The following is a 21310-nucleotide window of genomic DNA, read 5'->3' on the forward strand; positions in this document are numbered from 1 at the left end:
CATCCGGCGCCTATGAAGTCGTCGGCTCTGTTCGCAGCCACGGTGTCCTCCGGTCCGTCTCGATGTCAGTTCAGGTCGATCGTGGTGCCGGTGACCTTGACCTTGGCGCCCTTGATCTCCAGCTCGCCGTTGCTCTGCAGCGACAGCTTCTTGGAGGCGTTGACGCTGATGTCGGCGCCGGTCACGTTCACCGCGCCCTTGGGGCCGGCGTCGACGGTCACGGTGCCGCTGCCGTCGGTGCTGATGACCACGGCGCCCCGGTTCTTTCCCCGGCCGGTCCGCGGCTTGGACACGAGCTGGACCTGTCCGGTGGTCTTGTCGATGGTCAGTCCCATGTCGTTCGACTCGGTGGCCAGGACGATGGCCGACTGCTCCGTCAGCGGGGAGCGGTTGGGCGGGACCTCGACGAAGGCCAGCCTGCTGCCGCTGCTGCTGACCAGGCCCCGGCGCATCACCGAGGCCGTCTCGCCCTTGCGTTCGACCGCGGGGCCGCCCAGGGCCAGGGTGCTGGCGCCGTTGCGCATGCCGCCGATGACGACGGGCCGGTTGACGTCGTCCCACTCGAAGGCCACCAGGACCTCGTCCCCGACCTCGGGCACGAAGATGACCGCGCCCTTGTTGCCGCCCGGCTGCACCACGCGCACCCAGTCGGTCTCGAAGTCCGGGGCCAGCAGGGGCAGGCGCAGCTTCAGGCGGTTGCGGCCGGTGGGATCGGCGACGCTGGTGACGATGCCGCACATCATGCCGCGGGCCCTGCGGTCCGCGGTGTCGTCCTGGCCGGGCGGCCCGCCGGGAAGCGAGTGGTCGTCGGCGCCGGTCACGAAGAACTCGGTGTAGTAGCCGCCCTCGTCCTCGCAGAAGGTGTGCCGGGCGTTGGTGACGGCCCAGCTCCCGCAGAACGGCTGCGGCACTCCCTCGACCTGGACCGGCCGGCCCGCCTGTACGGCGCTGTCGCCGAAGCACCGGCCCTCCGCCTCCGCGGAGGTGGCGCCGATCCGTCCGGCGACGCCCGCCGCGAGCTCCTCGGCCGCCACGGCGATGTCGGCGCCGGCGCCGACCGGGCGGTCCACCAGCAGGTAGGCGTCCTTGGCGCCGGTGAGGCCGCCCAGCTTGCCGGCGCCGGGGAGGCCGCCCGTGAGGGAGGCGACCGGGCCCTTGCCGCCCGCCGGGTCCGGCGTCACGGGCCGTACCGGTGCGGTGGCGACCACCACGTCGGTGCGTTCCTCGTCCCAGGTGCGTACTTCCACCTGGGTGGGCAGCGCCTGCGGGGCGGACAGCCGGGGCAGGAAGGAGACGAGGTTGTCCCGGAAGGCCAGGACCGGCGGTGCGCCCGCCCCGGCGGCCGAGGCTGCGGCGCCGAGCGTCCCGGACAGGCCCGCGGGCTTCTTGCCGGCGGGTCCGGCAGCCGCTCCGGGAGCCCGGCGGAAGTGGAACTTCTTCCCCGTGACCCCGATCTCGAAGCCGTTGGCCCGGGCGCGGGCCCGGAGGAAGTCCCAGTCGGTCTGGGCGATCTGCGCCAGGTGGCGGTGCACGTACTTCGTGTCGTCGACGGTCCCGATCTCCAGCTTCGCCTCCGCGGCGATCCGGCGGGCGATGTCGGAGTCCTTGGTGTTGACGTACGTGCGCGTGCGGCGGGCCCGTTGGAGGACGTGGGAGAGGTCGTACCCGCGGACGACCACGTAGGTCATCATCTCCTCGCAGACCGCCTCCAGGGAGGTGACCTCGCCGCGGATCAGCGGCGGGCTGCTGAGCGGGTCCGCTCCGCTGCGGATCTCCACCTGGTGGCCCACCGTCAGTTCCTGTGCCGCCAGGCCCGCCGGGTCCTCGAAGGTGATCTCGAACATGTCGGGCAGGTGGAGGTGCGTGTCGACCACCACCCTGATGATCATCTGTTCGAGCTGGGCGGAGACCGGCTGCGGGGAGAGCGCGCCCGCCTTGACGATGGCGCGCACCGTGGCCGGGCTGGTGACGGGGGCGGCCGTCCCGGGTACGGCGGCCGGCGGCTTGGGGGCGGACACGGTTCCTCCGGGCGGTCAGTCGAGCTCGTGCGGGCTGGGCAGGTAGACGGTGGTTCCCGGCCGCATGCGCAGGGGGTCGTCGATGGCGTTGGCATCGGCGAGCCGGCGCCAGTGCGAGGTGCTTCCGTACTGGGTCCTCGCGAGGTTCACCAGGTCCTCGCCCTCGGTGACGGTGTAGCTGCGCCGTCCGGGCAGACCGCCCGAGGTCGGGTTGGTGGGGATGGTGCCCAGCAGGCTGGGCTGCTCCTTCATGCTGATGGTGACGCGGGCCCTGATGGGTACTCCGGCGTGGCTGAACCGCGTGTAGCTGATCGACACGCTCAGCAGCACCACGTTGTAGCAGAAGCCCTGCATGGGGGGTCCGTAGATGAAGCGGACGACCGGGAGCCGGTTGACGGCGCCGGCGTCGACCACGCCCGCCTTGACGAGGGATCCGCCCTTGGCGAGCGCCGCGGCGCCGGCGACCTGGCCCAGGGCGCCCGAACCGGGACTCATCCAGTTGAGCAGCTGGTCGCACAGCTCCTTGGTCTGCGAACCCGAGAAGACCACATCGCTCAGATTGATCTTCAAGGCCTCGGCGCGCTGGAAGGAGGTGCCCGTCTCGCCGTTCTTGTTGCCGTTCTGCGAGCTGCTGCCGTGCGAGCGGTAGGCGACCTCACGGCTCATCGTGATCTTGTCGGGGTTGAACAGGAACGGCACGGCTCCCGGCATGGGCGGTTCCGAACAGATCAGTACCGCGGTGGTGTTCGTCATGGCCGTCTCCTACAGGAACCCCTGGTGGGCGAGTTCGAGTGATTCCAGCGCGATCTTGTTGGTGTCGGCATCGAGGTCCGGCCCCTTCCAGCCCTTGGGGAAGACGCTGCGCAGCTGCCACTGGTAGACGGGCTTGTTGTGGGCGTCCATCAGCTCGATCTGCATGCCGGTGCCCTGGTACTCCTTCTCCCCGAACTCGTAGCCGTACCAGTCCTTGGTGACCTGGCGGAGCCAGGTCTCGACCTTCTTCGTGTCGTTGCTCTGCACGGCCCGCTGCAGGGTGATCGAGCCGTACTTCAGCCGCTTGGGCAGCAGGACCACGTTCTCGTAGTTGCCGCCGCACTCGATCTCCTCGTGTTCGAAGGAGACGTTCAGACCGCGGCAGGAGGACCAGTAGCCGAGGTCACCGAAGGCGTCCACCGTCACCTTGAACCGCATGGCCATGCCGAAGGTGGCCTTGTCGACGTGCCAGTCGCCCTTGGCCCAGCGCTCGCCCATGCGGCGCTCGACCGAGCCGTGGCTCCCGGGTATCCCCATCTGCGGCTCGGCCATGGTCAGGTGGTGATGTCGTCATCGAGGAAGCCGAGGTGCTGGAGTTCCAGGGTCTCCAGTGCGACCTTGCTCTGACCCGCCTCGAAGCTGGTGATCGACCACTTGACCGGGACGATCCGTCGCATGGTCCACGAGATCACCTTCTTGTTGTGGGGGTCCATCAGGATGATCTCGCCGGTGTTCCCCTTGCTGGAGAACGAGTTGCAGTTCAGCCAGTCCTTGACCTTCTCCGAGTCCGAACAGGCGGCCCGGGTGAGCTTGAGCGGGGTGTACTCCGTGAAGCCGGGGAAGAACCAGCGGTCGTTGCCCGAGTCACCGGCCCGGTAGTCCGCCATCTTCCACTGCACGTCCAGCCCCTGGACCTGGGCCCAGCTGCCGAGGTCGTACTCGCCGTTGTCCACGACCACCGAGAACCGGTTGGCGAGTGCGAGAGTGCTGTTGTCGTTCAGGGGCATGCCAGGATCTCCTACCTGTACTTGGTTCCGTTGCGCTCACGGTGCACGGCCGACGCACGGCGCTGATCGCTGTTCCACCTGTCGCGCACCCGTCCGTAGAGACGGTGCGCCAGGGCGTCCAGCTGGTCCTCGCCGAGGGCGTCGACCTCGAAGACCGCCGGTGGGGCGGCGTCCGGTGCGTCCTTGCCGGACGCTTCGTCCGGGGCCTTCTTCTCCTCGTCCGCCGGGGCGGGCGGGTGGAGGAAACCGGTCGTGGCCGCCGTCCACAGCGAGCTCTTGACCTCGTTCCAGAGAGCGGTCCCACTGCCTGCGGCGCCCGCGGTGTCGCCCGGTCCCGGGCCGTCCTCGGACGGCCCGACGGACGGGGTGAAGGGCTGGGCCGCGGGAGGCGGTCCGGTCGTCGGCCCGGGGGCGGCCACCTGGGCCGATGTCCCATTATTCGCACCCGCCGCCTTAACGGAGGGTTGCGGCGGCGCTGCGGGGTCCTTGCCCGTCGACGGGCCGGCCGCCGGGGCCTCGCCCGGGTCCGGGGACCCGGGCGAGGCCGCGGACCGGTGCGGTCCCGAGGTGCCCACGGAGCCGAACACGCCGTCGTCCTCGGATCCCTCCGCGGCGGCCGCCGGGCGGCCGGCGAAGAAGTTGCGGACCTGGCTCCGCCGCGTGCTGTCGAGGTTGACGCCGAAGCCGGAGGCCAGCCCCTGTACGACGCTCAGGCCCACCTGGCCCTTGAGCCAGTGCACGTCCTGCGTCTCGACGACGTGGTCGTCGTTGTCGTCCGGGACCAGGCGACCCGTGCGGGCCGCCTCCTCCAGGCGGAAGTCGATCGCGTCCCGCAAGGTCAGGTCGGTCTGGAGGTTGAGGGAGGTCAGGGGCGGTGCGTCCGGGTTCTTGTGGCGCAGCTCGTAGTTCTTCTCGGCGAGGAACTCGTTGATGATCTGGTCGCGGGTGCCCTTCCCGAACTGCCGCTTGTCGCGGAAGTTGACGATCTCCATGTGCTCGGTGTTGTTCAGGACGTCGGCGGAGGTCAGGGCCGCCCTGCCGTCGCCGCCGTGGCGCCTGGCGTGGTTGAGCTCCTTGAGGTACTCCTCCACGATCTCCTCGCGGGAGGCCCGCTGGACGCCGTCCAGCAGTCCGGCCCCCGCGGTCCAGGACACGTCGGGACCCGCGTGGACCGGCTCCGGTTCGGGTTCCGGCGCGGGTGCCGGTTCGGGCTCGGGCGCCGGGGCCGGTGCGGGAGCCGGCGGTGGGGGCGGCGGCGGCACGGGCGCCAGCTGGGCGATCAGGCGCCGGATCTCCTCCGGGTCGGGCCCCGAGGTGACCGGCCTGCGGTGGACCAGGGGCGCCGGCGTGCCGGGGTCCCCCCGGAAGTACCGCTCCGCCGAGATCGCCTCCGCCTCCAGCGCGCGGCCGGCCGGCGAGTCCTCCGGGGGCAGGCTGCCGCCGTACCGCTTCTGCTGGGCCACGTGGGTGAGTTCGTGGGCGATCAGGCCGCGGGTGCGGGCGGAGTCGAGGGAGGAGGCACTGTCCGGGAGGTAGACCTCCGCGTTCTTGGTGAAGGCCTTCGCGGACAGGTCCTGGGCCATGCGCGTGGCCTGCTCGCCGGTGTGCAGCGGGGTGCCGGTGACGTCGACGCCGTGCAGTTCGGAGACGGCGCGGGCCAGGTCGGCGGGGGCCTCGAGGGCCGGGGCGGGGCGGGTGGCCCGGTGGTGCAGTGCGGGGCGCGGCCGGTCGGCGGCCGGGGCGGGCGGCCCGGCCGGGCCGTCGGCGTGCTGCGCCGGTCCGGGCCCGGGCGGCGGGGGTGCGGACGGCGGCTCGGTGCGGTGTTCCATGAGGGCGGCGGCCACCGGGTCGGGGCCGGCCTGCGGGGCGGTCTGCGGGGCGCTCGGGGGCGGGAAGGACTCGGCGGCCGGCGGCGGGCGCCCCTCCCCTTCCCCCGGGGCGGCCTGCTCCGGACCGGCGGGGTGGGACAGGGGCGTGCCCAGCCCCAGGCGGCGGCTCTGCCCGAGGTTGCGCCGTTGCGTCAGGTGCGCGCGGCGCCCGCCGGGCTCGGGCTCCGGCTCGGCCGCCGGGGGCGCGGCGAAGACGGGGGCGTCACCGGGCAGCGGGAAGAACAGGGCGGCCAGGTCGGTGTCGGGACCGATGGCGCCGGCGTTCATGAACGTCGGGGGATGGGTCGAGACGGTGGCGCGGCGCGGTTCCCCGACGCTGCCCTCGGTGACGCGGGTGAGGTCGACGACCGGGGCCGCCGCCGGTGCGGGCGCCGCCCGGCGCGCCACCGGGGCGGGGGGCTCCGCGGGCGGGAGGAATGCGGGCTGCACCGGGTCCGGCGCGGGGGCCCCGGAGAGCGGCGGCAGCACGGCGGTGGGCAGGCCCGGCGGGCCGGCGGGTTCGGGTACGGCGTCCTGCGGGATCCGCCGTGCTTCCACGTGCCGCAGCGGCACGGCCCTGGCCAGGCCCTCCACCCGGCCCACCGGGGCCCCGGGGGCGCCGGGGGCGCCGGTGCGTCCGGTGGCGGCGGCCGTGGCCAGCATCGAACCTGCCTCCCGGACGGTCCGGTCGGTGACCGGCGCCGAGGTGAGCCCCCGGGCGGGCCGGGCCGCGGTCAGCGGGCCGGCGAGCGGCGGGAGCTGCCGCCAGGCGGCGGGCGGGGCCGGCTGGGCCGCCGCCGGGGCGGCGGTGGCGTCGGCGGGGCGGGCCGGGCCGGACGGCCGGTCGGCGGAGCTGCCGCCGCGGCGGCGGAAGGGCCAGTTCATGTCGTTCCTCGTCGCGCGGGGCGCGGATCATGGGGTGGTGGCCGGGGTGCGGCGGTCCGGGGCGGATCGGCGCGGTGTGCGGACCGGTCCGGGGCGGGGCCGTCGGCGCCGCCGCCGGAGCGCTCACTCCTCCGAGAGCTGCTGGTTGATCTTCCCGATCTCCTCGACCATGCGGGCGCGGACCGGGTGCTCCAGGGCGAGCACCGCCTCCAGGGACCAGTGCAGGTAGTACGCCACGTACGCAGCCTCTTCCCAGAGGCGGTCGGCTGCGTACGTCAGCATTCCCCCGGGGCATCACCGGAGACGTCCACCGCGAACTCGTGGCTGCACTCGGGGCAGGCCACCGCGGCCTCGGTGGTCCCCTGCTGGTTGATCCGCTGGTAGAGGTCCTGGAGGAAGGCCAGGTCGGAGGCGAAGAGGTTCTCGATCACGTAGCCGGTCACCTCGGGCAGGTCGCCGAGGGAGATGACGGTGCGCTCCAGCAGCAGGACGGTCAGGTAGGCCGGGTTGCCGCGGACGCGCGCGTCCGACTGGGGGCTGATCTCGTCCCGGGCCGTCGCCAGCCGGATCACACCGTCGCGGTGGACCGTGCCGCTCTGGTCGACGTAGCCGCGGGGCAGGGTGAAGGGGTACTCGGTGCGCAGGCCGTCGATCATGCCGACACCCGCTGGATGCTCTCGCACACGAGCGTGGTGGTCTCCGTGAGGACCTCGGTCGCACCGGCCTTCAGGGCGCCGATCTCCAGCTTGGAGGGCCAGGCGTTGAAGAGGTAGTAGCGGGCCACCGGCTTGCCGTCGAAGCTGTACATGACCAGCGAGCAGCTGCGGCGGGCCGTCGTGATGTTGCCGGCGAGCACCGACTGGTGCCAGGCCCACAGCTCCATGCCGCCGGTCTTGCCGCGGCGCAGCACGACCGTGGGCGGCTTCGCCTTGCCGGGCAGCTTCTTGAAGATGACTTCCTTGTCGTTGGAGGACAGGTAGTCGACGGGCTCCACCTCGGTGGTGATGCCGGAGAGTTCGGAGAACGAGGCGATCTCGTGTCCGTCGATCGTGATGGAGAAGCGTGCCGCTGTGAGGGCGTCGTGGTCTCCGAGTCCTGCCGTCATGGCGGTCTCCCTTCATGCTGTGCGGGTGGGTGGTGGGGCGGCGGCCCGCCCTGGCGCGGCGGGCCGCCGGTCGGGCCGTACTACTCGTCCAGCGAGGCGCCTTCGGAGTACTGGGAGATGCGGAAGACCACGAACTCCGCGGGCTTGACGGCCGCGATGCCGACCTCGACGGTCAGGACGCCGCGGTCCCGGTTGTCCTCGGGGTTGTTCTCGTCGTCGCACTTCACGTAGAAGGCGTCGTCGGGGGTCCGGCCGTAGAGCGCGCCGTCGCGCCAGACCCCGCGCAGGAACGAGGTGATGGTCCGCTTGACCGAGTCCCACAGCTTGGGGTCGTTCGGCTCGAACACGACCCAGTTGGTGCCCTGGAGGATGGAGGTCTCGACGAAGTTGAACAGGCGCCGGACGTTGAGGTAGCGCCACTCGGGGTCGCTGCTGAGGGTCCGGGCGCCCCACACCCGGATGCCCTGGCCGGGGAAGACCCGGATGCAGTTCACGCCGAGCGGGTTGAGCAGGTCGTGCTCGCGGCGGGTGATCGCCAGTTCCAGGGCCAGCGGGCCGCGCACGGTCTCGTTGGCGGGGGCCTTGTGGACGCCGCGGGTGTCGTCGTTGCGGGCCCAGATGCCGGCCATGTGGCCGCTCGGCGGCACGAACCGGGGCTTGCCGGAGGCGGGGTCCATCACCTTCACCCACGGCCAGTACAGGGCGGCGTACTTGGAGTCGTAGCCGGCCTCGTCCACCCGCCAGTCCCGGACCTGCTGGGCGTTGAGCCCCGCCGGGGTGTCCAGGACCGCGACGCGGTCGGACATCAGTTCGCAGTGCGCGATGACGGCGAGCTGGACGGCCTTGGCGCCGTCCCGGTCGAGCAGACCGGACTCCAGGGCGGCCATGGCGTCCGGTACGGCGACCATGGTCACCTCGTCGACGGCCTCCAGGGCGGCGATGCCGGTCCGGGCGAGGGCGTCGCCGACGAAGATCGCGGGGTTGAGGCCGGCGGGGGCGGTGGCGGCGTCGGTGCCGCCCTCGCACTGCGCCGCCTGCGGGGCGGGAGCGCCCGAGGCCTCCTGCGCCCGCTCCAGGCGGACGAGCTTGGAGCGCTGGTTGACCGCGGCCGCGGCCTTGGCCGGGGTGAGCTTGTCGAAGCTCTCCACGGGCCGGCCGTCCTGGAGGACGGTGAGCTTGAAGAGGGCCTCGTCGCGGTCCTGGGCCGGCTCGGTCACGACCTGCAGGCCGTTGCCGGCCGCGCCCGCCCGGGCGGCCCGGACCAGCAGCGCCGGAGCGCCCTGCGCGTCGTGCAGGAGGGCCGCGGCGGCCGTGGGCTCGCTCTCGCCCCCGGTGGGCTCGACGCGCACGATGTACGCGCTGCCGCCACCGTTGAGGAAGTAGCCGTACACGCTGTGCGCGAGGTAGGAGTTCTCCGCGAACTCGCCGAAGGTCTGGGCGTACTGGGTCCAGTTCGTCACGAGCGTGGGCTCGTTGAACGGCCCCTTCTCGGTGAGCCCGACGAAGGCGCAGACGGCGGTGCCGACCCCCTCGATCGGCTTGGACCCGGACGGGACTTCCTCGACGTAGACGCCTGGTGACAGGTAACTGGGCAATTCGTCCTCCGACGTTCGTTTCTCGTGCTTATACGATCGCCGGACGCGTGCGGCCGAAATAGAAGCGAACGGGTGTCCCCCCGGTCATCGAAAAACCCTTTCGGGCACTCCTCAAATGACAGCCCGAAAGGGCACCGGGTCGGCATGGCCGCCTGTCCGTCCGACGGTCACGGGAAAGAGTGGGGCGGCACAGAATTCGGCGCATGATTCTCAGCGACGCCACCGAATCCCTGCGCGGGCTGCTGCAGCCCCTGCTGCCGGACGGCGAGTCCGTCCTCGCCGGCTCGCCCGCCCACTGGCGGTCCGCGGTGGACCGGCGGCCCGCCGGGCTGGTCCTGTTCCTGCACCGGATCGAGGAGATCCCGACCGGCATGGGCGGCGACTGGCACGACGTGCGCGACGCCGCGGGGCGGGTGGTCGCGCGGGGCGGACCGGCCCGGCGCTTCCGGCTCTCCTACCTGCTGTGGGCCTGGTCCGCTGCGGACCCGCAGGCGGAGACGCGGCTGCTCAGCGACGCCCTCGGGCTCCTGGCCGGGCACCAGACCCTGCCCGCCTCCTGCCTGGCCGGGTCCCTGGCGGAGGGTTCGCCGACCCGGCTGGCGATCGCTCCCGAGGGCGGGTCCGTTCCGGAGGGGGTGTGGAGCGCGGCCGGGCTGGCCCCGCGCACCACCGTGCAGGTGGTCCTCACCGCCGACCTGCTGCCCGGCCTCACCGACCCCGCCCCGCTCGTGCGGGAGCGGCAGCTGCGCACGGCCACGTCCGCCTCCCGGCCCGGTCCCGTACCCCGTAGCGGCACGTAGAGGAGCAGAGCATGAGGAACACGAGCACCGCGTGGGTGTCGGGCACCGGGAACGTGCAGTACGTCATCGACAAGTACGCGGAGATCGGCAGGCACTACCTCGACGACCTCCCGGCCGCGCAGCAGAGGATCAATGCGCTGGCCGCCTCGCACCCGTGGAAGCCCCTCCTGGGCGGACTCGACGTCCAGCTCGTGCAGACCCTCTTCAACGCCCAGACCTGGCAGGCGGTCGACGAGTTCTGGAAGTCCCAGGACATGGACCATGCCGTACGGGCCTGCAGCCACCTCGTCCCCATGCTCCTGGAGTTCAACAAGCAGTTCGTCAGGGCGTGCGTCGCCGAGAAGAGCGACCAGTGGGAATTCGTCCGGCAGCACTTCTCGAATCCTGCGCACGGGACCCCGGACGCCCTCTACGGAGACCTGAAGGACACCTACGACGCGGTCGAGACCCTCCTCAGCACCTTGCAGAAGATCACGTCGCTGATGCAGGACTGCCGGGACTTCATCCCGGCCGACGACATCGACGCGCTGGAGGCCGAGCTGTCCTACTGGGCCCAGGTGGTGGGCCAGTGGTTCAACTACGTCTGGACGAACGTCGCACAGGAGTCGCCGGCCCAGGCCGCCACGGCGGGTGCGGCCGGCGGCGCCGGCGCGGCCGCCCGGGGCACCTCCCGGGCCGGGGCGCGGACCGCCGCGTCGTCACCGCGGGGCGCCGGGGCCGGCGCCCCGGTCCCGTCCGGCGTGATCCAGACGTCCCCGTCCGCGGCCGCCCGCCGGGCACCCCTGCTCGTACCCAAGATCTCCAAGGCGCCGGACCTGCCCGACAAGTTCAAGAAGGGGTTCCTCCGCCGCGGCAACAAGGTCCTCCCGGACGACCACGCGGCCAAGATCGCGGACGCCGTCAAGTACGACGCGATGATGATGACGCTCCTGGTCAAGCGGATCCGCAAGGACCTCGTGGGGATCGAGGGTCCCCTCTTCGCCCTCAGGAACCACGCCACCAAGGACAACGACACCCCTTGGGCGTACCGCGCGTACGGGGAGGACATCGACCAGCTCCAGTTCCAGTTGCGCGGCCTCCTCCTCGCCGCCGAAGGGAACATCCGGGACTTCAGGAGGTACGACAAGATCATCCGGGACGGGGCGGATTCGCTCACGCTGGAAGACGCGGCCCATGCGGCGACGACCGTGACCCTGAAGCTCGCCGAGATCGGCAAGCTGATCGACACCGTGATCGCCCCGGCGGCGTCCATGCAGGCCGTCGTCGACCAGCACCGCAGGACCGCCGCCGCCCCACGTGACGCACGGGAATGGCAGGCCCTCAAGGAGTGCTTCGGAGCGCTCGCCACGCACAGTGCGCAGACCGGACGCAAGTGCCGCAAGATCCTCGACCGCCTCAACAGCATCCTCAAGGACGAGGACTTCAAGTACAAGCACCTCAGTTACCAGGGGATCGGGCGCATCACCGGCCAATCGGCCGGCCAGGAGACCGTCAAGGTCACCTGCGTCACCACCATCAACAGGAACCTGGTCGCAGCCGACAAGTACGTCGACGGACTTCGGGTCTGACGCACCCCGGGACCGGCCCGGGCCCCGGCGCTGCGTCCTGGACCCGCGGCGCCTCGCGCTGCCCCGGAGCCCCTGCCCGTAGGCGCCCGCCCCCAGTGCCTCTTGCCGTGCACGATAAGCCTTGGTTTCCACCGCTTCGGCGCCGAATGTATACGCCAAGAAGGCGGATGGAATTTTTCCGCAGCCTGCCCTGACTCCAGCTCTCCCGAAAGAAATCGAAGAACCGTGGAAAACAAGACTTTCAGTGACCTCTTCATTGACGAGAACGAGATCAAGGGGATCGCCTGCTACGCCGGGCTGCTCAAGCGCGCTTATCCGGCTCAGGTGACGCGGACTGTGCTGGACAAGCTCTCAGCGGCCGGAGTGACCTGGGAAACCCAGGCCACGATCCTCAACATCGTCAACAAAGAGGGGGGCCTGCCGGCCGCCGACGTGATCTTCAACGATCTCGCGACGCCCACCAGCTGGGAAGCCTGGTCGGGTGTGCTGCTCGACATGTGCCTTTCCGGCAGCTTCCAGTACGACGCGGCAGTCGAGCAGATGAAGGAGCGTTTTGACCCGGAGGACCCCTACGGCTTCTTCCAGTTCCGCGAGAAGTACTACGCGGACGTGTCGGACAAGCACACCTCGGAGGCCGTCTTCGTCTACCACGCCTACCTGGGGCTCGGGGACCACCCCCGGACCCACGAGCAGGGCCTGGCCGTCTTCACGGCGTCATCCGCCTACCACCGCCTGGCGCAGGAACTCGGCTGGCCGGTTCCGGGGTCCGGGAACACCCAGACCAAGAAGTACGACGAGCTGCCCGACTGGACCGCCCTTTCCCCTGAGATCATAAAGGTGCTCGGCTTCGCGAAGACCGCCGAGGAGAACCAGGCCATGGGGAGTCCGCCGTTCAAGTTCTCGGTGGTCCTCACGAAGTGGCTCGAAAACAAGCGCCCCGTCCTCCTGAATTCCCCCGTCCTGAAGGCGCTCGTCGCCCGCTGCGCTTCCGGGGATCCGAGGTACGTCCCGGAGATCATCGACGTGGTCAAGAACTTCGCGGAGTCGCGCGGTCTTCCCCTGCCGACGGATCTCGTCCGCGAGGACCCCGAGGTGGAGCAGCTCACCACCCTGTTCGAAGCGGTGGTCAGCGTCTCCGGGGAGACCGTCGGGGAGCAGTGGGACGCCGGCGCGCCGCCCGAGGGCAGCATCTCGAACGTGTTCACCACGGTGGGTGCGCAGGCCAAGCTCATGGACTTCAGCGAGTGGCTGGCCGCCCGGGGACACCAGTCCGAGGCCAATGCCGTCGACAAGTTCCGCAGGCTCGGCCCGAAGATGAGGAAGGACTCGGCTCTGTGGATCACCATCGAAGCCCTCTGGCGCAGGTTCACCACCGAGACCGAGGCCAAGGAGTTCTCGCAGGTCAAGACCGAGGCCGGTCGGACCGTCACGCTGCGCGGCTCTGACATCGACGTCGAGGGCGGGGACGGCGGCGCGGGGACGGTCGAGGACCCGATGGAGATCGTCGACACGTACGGGGCCCAGTCGACGGAGGCGGACGCGATGGCGCTCGAGTCGCCGGACGTCGCCATCGTGCAGGCATCCGAGGCCGCGCTCCGCAAGCTCCTGGACCGGGTCGTCGAGAACGACATGAAGATCCGCACGCTGCTGGCCGGGATGGTGAAGGAGCCGGCGGTGCTGGACGGCCTGGAGCACTCCGAGAAGCAGCTCGAGTCGGCCATCGACAAGATCATCTCCGACTTCGAGACGGATCTGAGCGACAACAAGAAGGTGACGGTCAACGAGGTCGCCGAGAGGATCAAGGACCTCGTCCGCTACACCGTCGTGATCAAGGACTCCCGGGAGTACACCAAGCTCACCAAGGAGATCCTCGCCGCCCTGCGTGCCGCCGGCCTGCAGGAAGCCTCCTTCAAGAACCTGTGGAACGCCAGCCCCACCGGGTACCGCGGCGTCAACACCCGCTGGAGGATCGACGGGTACGAGTTCGAGATCCAGTTCCACACTCCGACGAGCGTGGAGGCCAAGGGGCCCAAGACGCACAAGCTCAAGGAGAAGGAGCGCGGGATGAAGAACCAGGCGAACGCCAAGCGCCGGGAGATCGAGCGTCTGGTGGCCTCGGGCAAGAAGGACGACGGCACCAAGACGAAGCTGAGCAACCTGCGGATCGAGCGTGAGGAGCTCCTGGCGGAAAAGAAGAAGGTCTTCGAGGAGCAGAAGGCCATCTTCGAGAAGATCTTCGCTGAGGACGGCGCCGTGCCCGCCGGCGCTATGACGATCGTCTAGCGGTCCGGCCGACCTCACCTGCCGCAGTGGCGGCAGGTGAGGTCGAGGCCTGTCGGCAACGGAACGCCGTCGAGCGGTGCATCGACGAACGTGAGCAGTGGCGGCCCGGCCACCCGCTACGTCAGGGCCGCCACCGTCCCCCTCGCCGCCGTCTCCATCCCGTTGGCAGGACAGTCCACAAGGAACGCCCCGGTCGGGCGGCCGGGGCGGTCAGAACGCGGGTGCGGCCTGGGCGTACAGGGCGAGTTCGAAGCCCACCGTGCCCAGGTCGCAGCCCGCCGCGGCGAGCACGGCCACCGCTCCGCCGCCGGGCGGAGCGGCCACGAACAGCACGCCGCCCTCCAGCTCCACCAGGGTCTGCAGGACCGGACCGCCCCCCAGCAGCGCGGAACCGCCCCCGGCCAGGCTCGCCAGGCCGGTGGCGAGTGCGGCCAGCTGGTCGGCCCGGTCCCGGGGGACGCCGGTGGACGAGGCCACCACGAGTCCGTCCGCCGAGGCGATGACCCCCTCCTCGACGCCGGGGGTACGGGTCACGAAGCCGTTGAACCCGGCCTGCAGATCGAGGGTCACGGCTGCGGTGCTGTTCACTGGAAGTCCTCCATGTCGGTCGCTGCGGTCCCTGCGGCGGCGTGCCGGACGCTCGCCCCGGCAGCGGCGCGCAGGGCCTGCCGGACGACCTCGATCAGCATCTGCTGCACGTCGCGCCGGTCGCGGGCGTCGGTGTACAGCACCGGGACGGACGCGGCGACGCCCAGTGCGGCGCGCACCTCCTCGGCGGAGTGGGCCCGCCGCCCGTCGAAGGGGTTGAGGGCCACCGCATAGGGCAGCCGGCAGTTCTCGAAGTAGTCGACGGCGGCGAAGCTGTCCTCCAGCCGCCGGGTGTCGGCGATGACCACACCGCCCACCGCGCCGCGCACGAGGTCGTCCCACATGAACCAGAAGCGGTCCTGACCCGGCGTCCCGAACAGGAACAGGACCAGTTCGTCGTCGATGGTGATGCGTCCGAAGTCCATCGCCACGGTCGTGGTGCGCTTGTGCGGGGTGTGCCCGAGGGCGTCCACGCCCTCGGAGGCCGCGGTCATCACGGCCTCCGTGCGCAGCGGCTCGATCTCGGAGACCGCCCCCACGAACGTGGTCTTGCCCGCGCCGAAGCCGCCGGCTACGACGATCTTGGCGCTGGTGATCGGTCGACTGCCCGTCGTGTTCATCGGGTTCTTCTCCTTGGGTACGGCATCAGAGGCGTTCCAGCCCGCGCAGCACCCGTTCCAGCATGGTGGTCGAGGCGCTGCGGTCGTCGTGTTCGTGGACCTGGAGCAGGCCGCTGTCGGCCAGGTCGGCGATCAGTACGCGGATGACGCCCAGCGGGATGCCCAGGAGCGCCGAGACCTCCGCCACCGACCGGGGGTGCTCGCACCGGGCGAGGATCTGCTCGTGCTCGGGCAGCGGGGGCCGGTGGGCCGCCGGCCCGGGCGCGGCCTGCACCAGGGTCTCCAGCCGCAGCGGGCGACTGGCGTGGATGCGGCCGCGCGTCAGGGTGTAGGGCCGTGGACCGAAGACGTCGCCGTCGGACCAGCCCTCGGGACCGTGGCGGCCCGGGTAGGTCCCGTTCACGCCGCGGCGCCGGGGACGTACGCCGGGTGCCCGGGCGGGACGGCGCCCGCGGCGTGCCGGCGGGCGGGGGTGAGGACCTCGCCGCACTGACGGGCCAGCCGGGCCATGTGGTAACCGGCGACGCCCAGGTCGCACTCGGGCGAGGCGAGCACGGCGAGCAGCGATCCGTCGGAGATCGCCATGACCACGATCGTGCCGTGCGCCATCTCCACGACCGTGCGTGCCACCCGGCCCCGGCCGAGCAACTGGGCACCGCCGCTGCTCAGCGCCACGATCCCGCTGCTGACCGCGGCCAGCCGGGTGGCTTCGCCGGCCAGCGAGGCCGACGAGGCGAGCAGCAGTCCGTCGGACGAGACCACGGCGGCCGAGCGGATCCCCACGACCCGCTCGGTGAAGCGGTTGACGATCCAGTCCAGGCTTTCGCGGGCCGGCACCGTGCCGGGGGTGTCGTTCATTCCTGTCCTCCCTCCGAGGGCCGCGGCGCGTCCTCGTCGTCGGCGCGGGCGATGCCCTGGTGCAGGGCGCCGAGGCGGCTGCGCAGCCGGTCGGAGGCGCCCGGGGACGGCGGTGCGGTGGCGGCGCCGGCGAACGCGGGTGCGGTGGCCGCCGGCTCCTGGCCGAGCGGTCCCGCGGCGTGCGGCTCGGGGGGCCGCGGCGCGTACGGCTCGGGCGGCGCCACGCTGCCGGGCTTGAGCAGGGCCATGGGGACCCGGCGCGGCAGACCGCCGGCGGCGGCCGGGTCCGGGCCGGCCACCGGCTCCTGGACGTGGCCCGGGGCCGCGGTGGCCCCGGTGGCCCCGGTGTCCGCGAGGTCGGCCGGTCCGGCGGGCGGGTCCCCCGCCCCTTCGGCCGCCTCCCCGGTGCGCAGGGTCGGCAGCGGCGGCAGGACCGAAGCGGCCCAGCCGGAGGGCTGCCCGAAGTCCGGTTCCCCGGTGTCGCGGGCCGGCCGGGGACGGTCCGGCGCCACCGGGCCGGGGCCCTGCGGCGCGTGCCCGCGGGCATCCGCGACGGTCGTCGGCTCCGTCGCGGCCGCGGGCCCCGGGGCCCCGGAGCCCGCCGCGGTGGGGCGTACCTGCGGCAGCTGCCGGGTGGTGTCCCCGTCGGCGTCCTGCTGCCCGGGCAGCCGTACGGCGAGCTCCCGGGGCAGGATGACGAGCGCCGAGGTCCCCGGTACGGCGGTGCGCAGCGCGACCTCGATGCCGTGCCGGCGGGCCAGCAGGCCGACCACGTACAGGCCCATGTGCTCCGAGGAGTCCGGGGTGAGGGTCTCGCGCGTCGAGAACTGGGTGTTGGCCCGCTCCAGCCGGGTGGCGTCCATCCCGATGCCGTGGTCCCGGATCTCCACCAGGGTCCGCCCGTCCGGCAGCTGCTGCGCGCCGACCTGCACCTCCGTCTGCGGACTGGAGAACATCAGCGCGTTCTCCAGCAGTTCGGACAGCAGGTGGGCGACGTCGCCGACCGCGTAGCCGGCCACGAAGACGGGGGGCAGGGCCAGGTGGCCCACCCGCTCGAACTGCTCCACCTCGGACATCGCGGTGCGCACCACGTCGAGCAGGGACATCGGCCGGGAGGCCCGCGACACGCTCTGGCCGCCGGCCAGGACGAGCAGGTTCTCGCTGTTGCGGCGCATCCGGGCCGCCAGGTGGTCCAGTTCGAAGAGCCGCTTGAGCTGGCCGGCGTCGTCCTCGTGCTGCTCCAGCGCGGTCAGGATGGACAGCTGACGCTGGACCAGGCCCTGGTTGCGGTGCGAGAGGTTGCGGAACAGCGTGCTGACCGACTCGCGCAGCTGCGCCTGGTCGCCCGCGAGCCGGACGGCCTCGCGGTGCACGGCGTCGAAGGCCTGTGCCACGTCGCCGATGTCGTCGCGGGTGGTGATCCCGCTCGGCGGCACGTGCAGGTCCACGGCGGCCAGCGGGTTGTCCTGGAGGTCGTGCATGAGGTGCGGGAGCCGGACCTCGGCCACGTCGACGGCCGCCTCGTGCAGCCGCGTCAGGCCCTGGGAGATGCTGCGCGACACGGCGAACGCCAGGCCGAGGGCGGCCACCAGCAGGGCCGCCGTGACACCCGCGTCGAGGCGGGCCTGGGACATGGCGTCGTCGTACTGCGCCTTGCTCTCCGAGACGAGCCGGTCCGACACGTCGACCGCCAGCTTGTCGAGTGCCTGTACCCGGGTCCCGAAGTCCGCGTACCAGGTGGCCGGCAGGGCCGGGCCGTTCGCCAGCTTCTGCGGCGCGCCCAGCATCTGCAGCAGGGCCTTCTCGGCGGTCTGGGAGGCCGGCGCCTGGGTGATCTTCGTGAAGGCCGCGCGGTCACCGGGGGGCGCGGTCATCGTGAACTCGCGCTGGGCCATGTCGCGGATCTTCACGGTGGCCATCAGTGAGGCCCGCTGGACCGGGGTGAGCTGGCCGTGGTCGGCCGCCTGCGACATCAGGGCCCGCTCACTGGAGAGCATCGAGGTGCTCAGCGAGAGGGTGTACAGGCCCCAGCCCTGCGAGTGCGACTGGGCCAGCTGCCCGTCGAGTTCGTTGTCGATGCCCAGCAGCGACATGACCAGGCCCAGGTAGTTGGTGTCGGTCACCGACCCGGAGGCACCGCGGTCGGCCTCCGCACGGATCTGCGGGAAGGCGGCGAACGCCTCCTTGACCGCCGCCAGGCGCGTCTTGAGCTGCCCGCTCTGGGACAGCTGTGCGCTCTCGGCCAGGAACTGCTGCTCCAGCTTGGAGGTCTGCTGCCGGACGCCCGCGAGGCCGCCCGCCCCGGCGGCGTCCCGGGCGGCGGGGTCGATCGTCACATCGCGTTCGCGCTGGAGCTGCTGGACCAGCGTGGTGCCCGTCCGGGCCAGCTGCGCCACCTCGTGGAACTGCTCGTACCGTGACGCGACGTCCAGCGAGCCGGTCACCCGCAGGGCGCCCAGCACCGTGGCGACGATCAGGGGGATGGCGATGACGGCGAGCAGGCGGGTGCGCACCCGGAGGTCGCCCAGCCGCGGGAACCGCCGGCCGCCCGACGGCTGGGCGGGCGGCGTCCCGGCGGGGCCGTTGCGCGGGGTGCCGGCCCGCTCGGCCGTCTCCCGGCCACCCGGTTCCGGTGCAGGCCGACCGGGACGGCGGGACCGCAGGGGAGCCTTGCGAGGCCCGGGATGGCCTTGTCGCTGCACGCGCATGAGGTGTCACTTCCGCTTGCTCGGAGCTCCAGGCGCCGGACCGGCGCGTCGGAGCGGGCGGTTCCGCCGGGTCGGCGGGGTCGGGTGCCGGCCGGCGGGGGCGGTACGCACCGCATGGCCCGGCGCGGCCACCTGATCCGACCGTAGGGGCGCGGCCGGGCCCGTGGACCGGCCGCTCGCGGGAGGGCGGCGGGGGATCCGGCCCTCCCCCGATCGGCCCCCGCACCCGCTGCCACCTGTACGAACGGCCCCCGGCCCGGCCGCGCAGAGGGCGGCGAGGACGGGGGCCGTACGGGCGTCGGGCGTCGGCTGGTGACGGGGGCGGGGCTACTTCCCGAAGAGCTGCGCCCACCAGATGACATCGGGCTTGGTCGAACTGGACACGCCCATGGTGTGGAACTGCGGGTCGAGGACCTGGGCCCGCACCGCGGGGTCCCCCAGCCAGTCGTTCAGCGCGGCCTGCGCCCCGACCTCGTTGCTGCTGACGTTCACGTCGGCGGCGCCCGTGGCGCCGGGCTGCTGTACCCGTGTGCCCTGGACCGGGCCGGCGGGGGTGCTCCGGTCCGGCAGCGCCGCGGCGGCCCGCACGGCCTGGGCCTGGAGTGCGGGGTCCAACTTCAGCGGGCCGCTGCCGGCCCGTTCGCGCGCCTGGTTGACCAGGCTCAGCACCTCGGCGGGGGCCGTGGAGTCGAGCTTCTTCTGCAGGGCGTCGGCCTGCTCGAGCCGGGTGGCGGGAGAGGTCGCCGGGGCGTCCTTGTGCACGGCCGCGGTGGCGGCGGCGGGGTGGCCGCCGGACGCGGGCCGGGCCGGGGGAGCGGCGGGCCGGGAGGGCGACGCCGCGTCGGGGCCGGCCGCCGCGGCGGCCGGGTGGGCCGCCGCAGCGGCGTGGAAGGCGGTGGCCGGGGCGGTCCGGACGGCGGCTGCGTGGAGGCCGGTGCCACCGGCCGCCGGGATCAGGACGGCGGCCAGCACGCCCGCTCCAGCGGCCGCCCCGGCGACGACGGCCACCCACCGGGCCCCGGTCGGCAGGACGTGGGTTGCCTTGGCTGCGGGGGTCTTGTGGCGTCCCATGGGCTGCCCTCTCTGGATGCGCGGTCCGTTCGCCTGCCCGTACGGACACCGGTGACGTCAATGTAGGACCGGGACGGGCGGCAGCCGCCCGCCGGAGACGGCCCGGGGCGCGGACCGCGGGCCGGAGCCGGGCTTCCGGGGGAGTGCGGGCGGTGCGCCGGGAGCCGGACGGCCCGGTGGGGCAAGGAGATCGCGTGACCGCAGGCGGTACACCGACGGCGGGGCGCACGTCGTTCTCCACGAGGTGCGGTCTGGCCGGGGGTCCAAGGCGTGCTCGGGCCCCGGCCGGACCGCGCCTCGCGTCAGTACGCGCCGTGCACGTTGTCGATCGACCCGTAGCGGGCCGCGGCGTAGTTGCAGGCCGCCACGATGTTGGCGACGGGGTCGTACGGGTTGGAGGCGGTGCCGGAGACGTGGTACGCCCGGAAGGTCGGGTCGATCACCTGGAGGAGGCCCTTGGACGGGATGCCCGCCGCGGCGTTGCTGTCCCAGTTGTTGATCGCCGCCGGGTTGCCCGAGGACTCGCGCATGACGTTGCGCAGGATGCCGTCATAGCTGCCGGGTATGCCGTGCTGCCGCATGATGTCGAGGGACTGGTTGATCCACCCCTGGAGGTTGTTGCCGTACGCCCGCGGGGCCGGGGCGGGCGCAGGGGCCGGGGCGGGGGCCGGGCGGGCCGGGCGGTGCGTGCGGTCCGCGGGCTTGTGCCGCTCGGTCTTCGGCCGTTCGGTGTGGTGGCGGGTGGTCTTGTGGCTCGTGCCCTCGTGGTGTGCGGCGGCGTTCCCCTGAGGGACCGTCAGGACCTCGTGGGGACGGATCACGTTGGGGTTCGCGCCGATCACCTGCTTGTTGGCGGAGTAGAGCCGCTGCCAGGAGACGCCTTCGGCACGGGCGATCTGCCCGAGGGTCTCGCCCGCCTTGACGACGTGGGTGCGGTGCCCGGTCCCGGCCTTGGCCGCGGTCGTGGCGGGAGCGGTCTTCTGGTCCGGGGTCGCCGGCTTCTGCTGGGTGTTCGCGGCGGCGGGGGCCTTCGGCGGCGTGGCGGCGTTCGCCGTTCCCACGGCGATGACGGGCAGGGCGATGCCGGTGCCCGCTACGGCGAGCCGACGCTTGAGGGGACTGTTCTTCTGGCGTCGGTGCTTTCCGATGGATGGCATGGGTGTTCCTCTCGGTCTCCGGTGGCTTCGTTCACATGGCTGTGGTCGGTGAGGGCCGTCATGGGCCGGCCTGAACCGGATGAAAGGGACGTTAAGTACAGGGAAGTGTGCCGACAAGAACCCGACTTGGGGTGGGAGCGCCCCAAGGGGAAGGCGATCGGGAAACGCGGGGACATGCAGAAAAGCGGCCGTGTGTGGAACCGTTGGGGCGCGTACCGCGTCCCGTGCGAGCCGCCCCGTCGCATCGCACGACCGGTGTGACCGGGCTCACAGTCCGATGGGCCGGCGCGAGGTCCCCCGACCGGGGGAGCAGTGGTCCGCCCATGCGAGGACGCGACGGAGCGGGCGGCGGGTCTAGGCGGTTCGCGGGCCCGGAGGTCGTCCCGACCGCACCCGGATGGTGGAGGCCGTCCTGCGGGCGGGCTG

Annotated in this window: 18 protein-coding genes and 1 pseudogene; 3 read left to right on the plus strand and 16 right to left on the minus strand. The window is 72.3% G+C overall.

Translation table 11 applies throughout. The features are described from left to right. Nucleotides 1-65 precede the first annotated feature (65 nt). The 9 genes from AB0O40_RS26680 to AB0O40_RS26720 form a co-directional block, all read right to left on the minus strand. A complete protein-coding gene (locus AB0O40_RS26680; RefSeq protein ID WP_365046722.1) occupies nt 66-2018 on the minus strand; it encodes a VgrG-related protein in 1953 nt (650 codons plus the stop codon). 15 nt (nt 2019-2033) lie between these two features. Continuing rightward, the gene (locus AB0O40_RS26685; RefSeq protein ID WP_365046725.1) at nt 2034-2771 is read right to left on the minus strand and encodes a hypothetical protein; all 738 of its coding nucleotides are present in this window, start codon (nt 2769-2771) and stop codon (nt 2034-2036) included. A gap of 9 nt (nt 2772-2780) precedes the next feature. After that, nucleotides 2781-3323 carry a phage tail protein gene (locus AB0O40_RS26690; protein ID WP_365046728.1) on the minus strand — a complete coding sequence of 181 codons (543 nt, stop codon included), beginning with the start codon at nt 3321-3323 and terminating at the stop codon, nt 2781-2783. A 2-nt stretch (nt 3324-3325) separates the two neighbouring features. Beyond that, nucleotides 3326-3778, minus strand: coding sequence for a phage tail protein (locus AB0O40_RS26695; RefSeq protein WP_365046731.1), 453 nt, complete (start codon nt 3776-3778; stop codon nt 3326-3328). Between the two features lie 11 nt (nt 3779-3789). Continuing rightward, nucleotides 3790-6531, minus strand: a complete 2742-nt coding sequence (locus tag AB0O40_RS26700) for a DUF4157 domain-containing protein (RefSeq protein ID WP_365046734.1) — start codon at nt 6529-6531, stop codon at nt 3790-3792. A gap of 123 nt (nt 6532-6654) precedes the next feature. Continuing rightward, on the minus strand, nt 6655-6810 hold the full coding sequence (locus tag AB0O40_RS26705) for a DUF6760 family protein (RefSeq protein WP_365046787.1): 156 nt from the start codon (nt 6808-6810) through the stop codon (nt 6655-6657). Continuing rightward, nucleotides 6807-7187, minus strand: coding sequence for a hypothetical protein (locus AB0O40_RS26710; protein WP_365046737.1), 381 nt, complete (start codon nt 7185-7187; stop codon nt 6807-6809). The genes AB0O40_RS26705 and AB0O40_RS26710 overlap by 4 nt, the downstream gene beginning before the upstream one ends. Then, nucleotides 7184-7636, minus strand: a complete 453-nt coding sequence (locus tag AB0O40_RS26715) for a phage tail protein (protein WP_365046740.1) — start codon at nt 7634-7636, stop codon at nt 7184-7186. Before AB0O40_RS26715 ends, AB0O40_RS26710 begins: the two co-directional genes overlap by 4 nt. Before the next feature lie 80 nt (nt 7637-7716). Beyond that, complete coding sequence (locus AB0O40_RS26720) at nt 7717-9231, minus strand: phage tail sheath family protein (RefSeq protein WP_365046743.1); 1515 nt, start codon at nt 9229-9231, stop codon at nt 7717-7719. Between the two features lie 203 nt (nt 9232-9434). Here AB0O40_RS26720 and AB0O40_RS26725 point away from each other — a divergent pair, with 203 nt between their 5' ends. From AB0O40_RS26725 to AB0O40_RS26735, 3 genes are all read left to right on the plus strand, one after another. Then, nucleotides 9435-10031, plus strand: a complete 597-nt coding sequence (locus AB0O40_RS26725; RefSeq protein ID WP_365046746.1) for a Pvc16 family protein — start codon at nt 9435-9437, stop codon at nt 10029-10031. An 11-nt stretch (nt 10032-10042) separates the two neighbouring features. Next, nucleotides 10043-11599 (plus strand): hypothetical protein, encoded by a 1557-nt coding sequence (locus AB0O40_RS26730; RefSeq protein ID WP_365046749.1) that lies wholly within the window; start codon nt 10043-10045, stop codon nt 11597-11599. 225 nt (nt 11600-11824) lie between these two features. After that, complete coding sequence (locus AB0O40_RS26735; protein WP_365046752.1) at nt 11825-13882, plus strand: hypothetical protein; 2058 nt, start codon at nt 11825-11827, stop codon at nt 13880-13882. Between the two features lie 210 nt (nt 13883-14092). Here AB0O40_RS26735 and AB0O40_RS26740 read toward each other — a convergent pair whose 3' ends face one another. The 7 genes and pseudogenes from AB0O40_RS26740 to AB0O40_RS26770 form a co-directional block, all read right to left on the minus strand. Further along, on the minus strand, nt 14093-14470 hold the full coding sequence (locus AB0O40_RS26740; RefSeq protein ID WP_365046755.1) for a roadblock/LC7 domain-containing protein: 378 nt from the start codon (nt 14468-14470) through the stop codon (nt 14093-14095). Between the two features lie 65 nt (nt 14471-14535). Further along, nucleotides 14536-15090, minus strand: a pseudogene (locus AB0O40_RS26745) (ATP/GTP-binding protein); the annotation flags it as partial. Nucleotides 15091-15115: 25 nt separating this feature from the next. Next, entirely contained in the window at nt 15116-15493 is a 378-nt protein-coding gene (locus AB0O40_RS26750; RefSeq protein WP_365046758.1) for a DUF742 domain-containing protein, read from the minus strand. Continuing rightward, complete coding sequence (locus AB0O40_RS26755) at nt 15490-15948, minus strand: roadblock/LC7 domain-containing protein (RefSeq protein WP_365046761.1); 459 nt, start codon at nt 15946-15948, stop codon at nt 15490-15492. The genes AB0O40_RS26750 and AB0O40_RS26755 overlap by 4 nt, the downstream gene beginning before the upstream one ends. Next, complete coding sequence (locus AB0O40_RS26760; RefSeq protein WP_365046764.1) at nt 15945-18461, minus strand: nitrate- and nitrite sensing domain-containing protein; 2517 nt, start codon at nt 18459-18461, stop codon at nt 15945-15947. The genes AB0O40_RS26755 and AB0O40_RS26760 overlap by 4 nt, the downstream gene beginning before the upstream one ends. A 522-nt stretch (nt 18462-18983) precedes the next feature. Next, entirely contained in the window at nt 18984-19727 is a 744-nt protein-coding gene (locus AB0O40_RS26765) for a CAP domain-containing protein (RefSeq protein WP_365046767.1), read from the minus strand. Between the two features lie 302 nt (nt 19728-20029). After that, nucleotides 20030-20884 (minus strand): LysM peptidoglycan-binding domain-containing protein, encoded by an 855-nt coding sequence (locus AB0O40_RS26770; RefSeq protein ID WP_365046770.1) that lies wholly within the window; start codon nt 20882-20884, stop codon nt 20030-20032. Nucleotides 20885-21310: the final 426 nt, after the last annotated feature.

Origin of the sequence: Streptomyces sp. NPDC089919 (genome assembly GCF_040684615.1) — a bacterium.
Classification (GTDB): Bacteria; Actinomycetota; Actinomycetes; order Streptomycetales; family Streptomycetaceae; genus Streptomyces.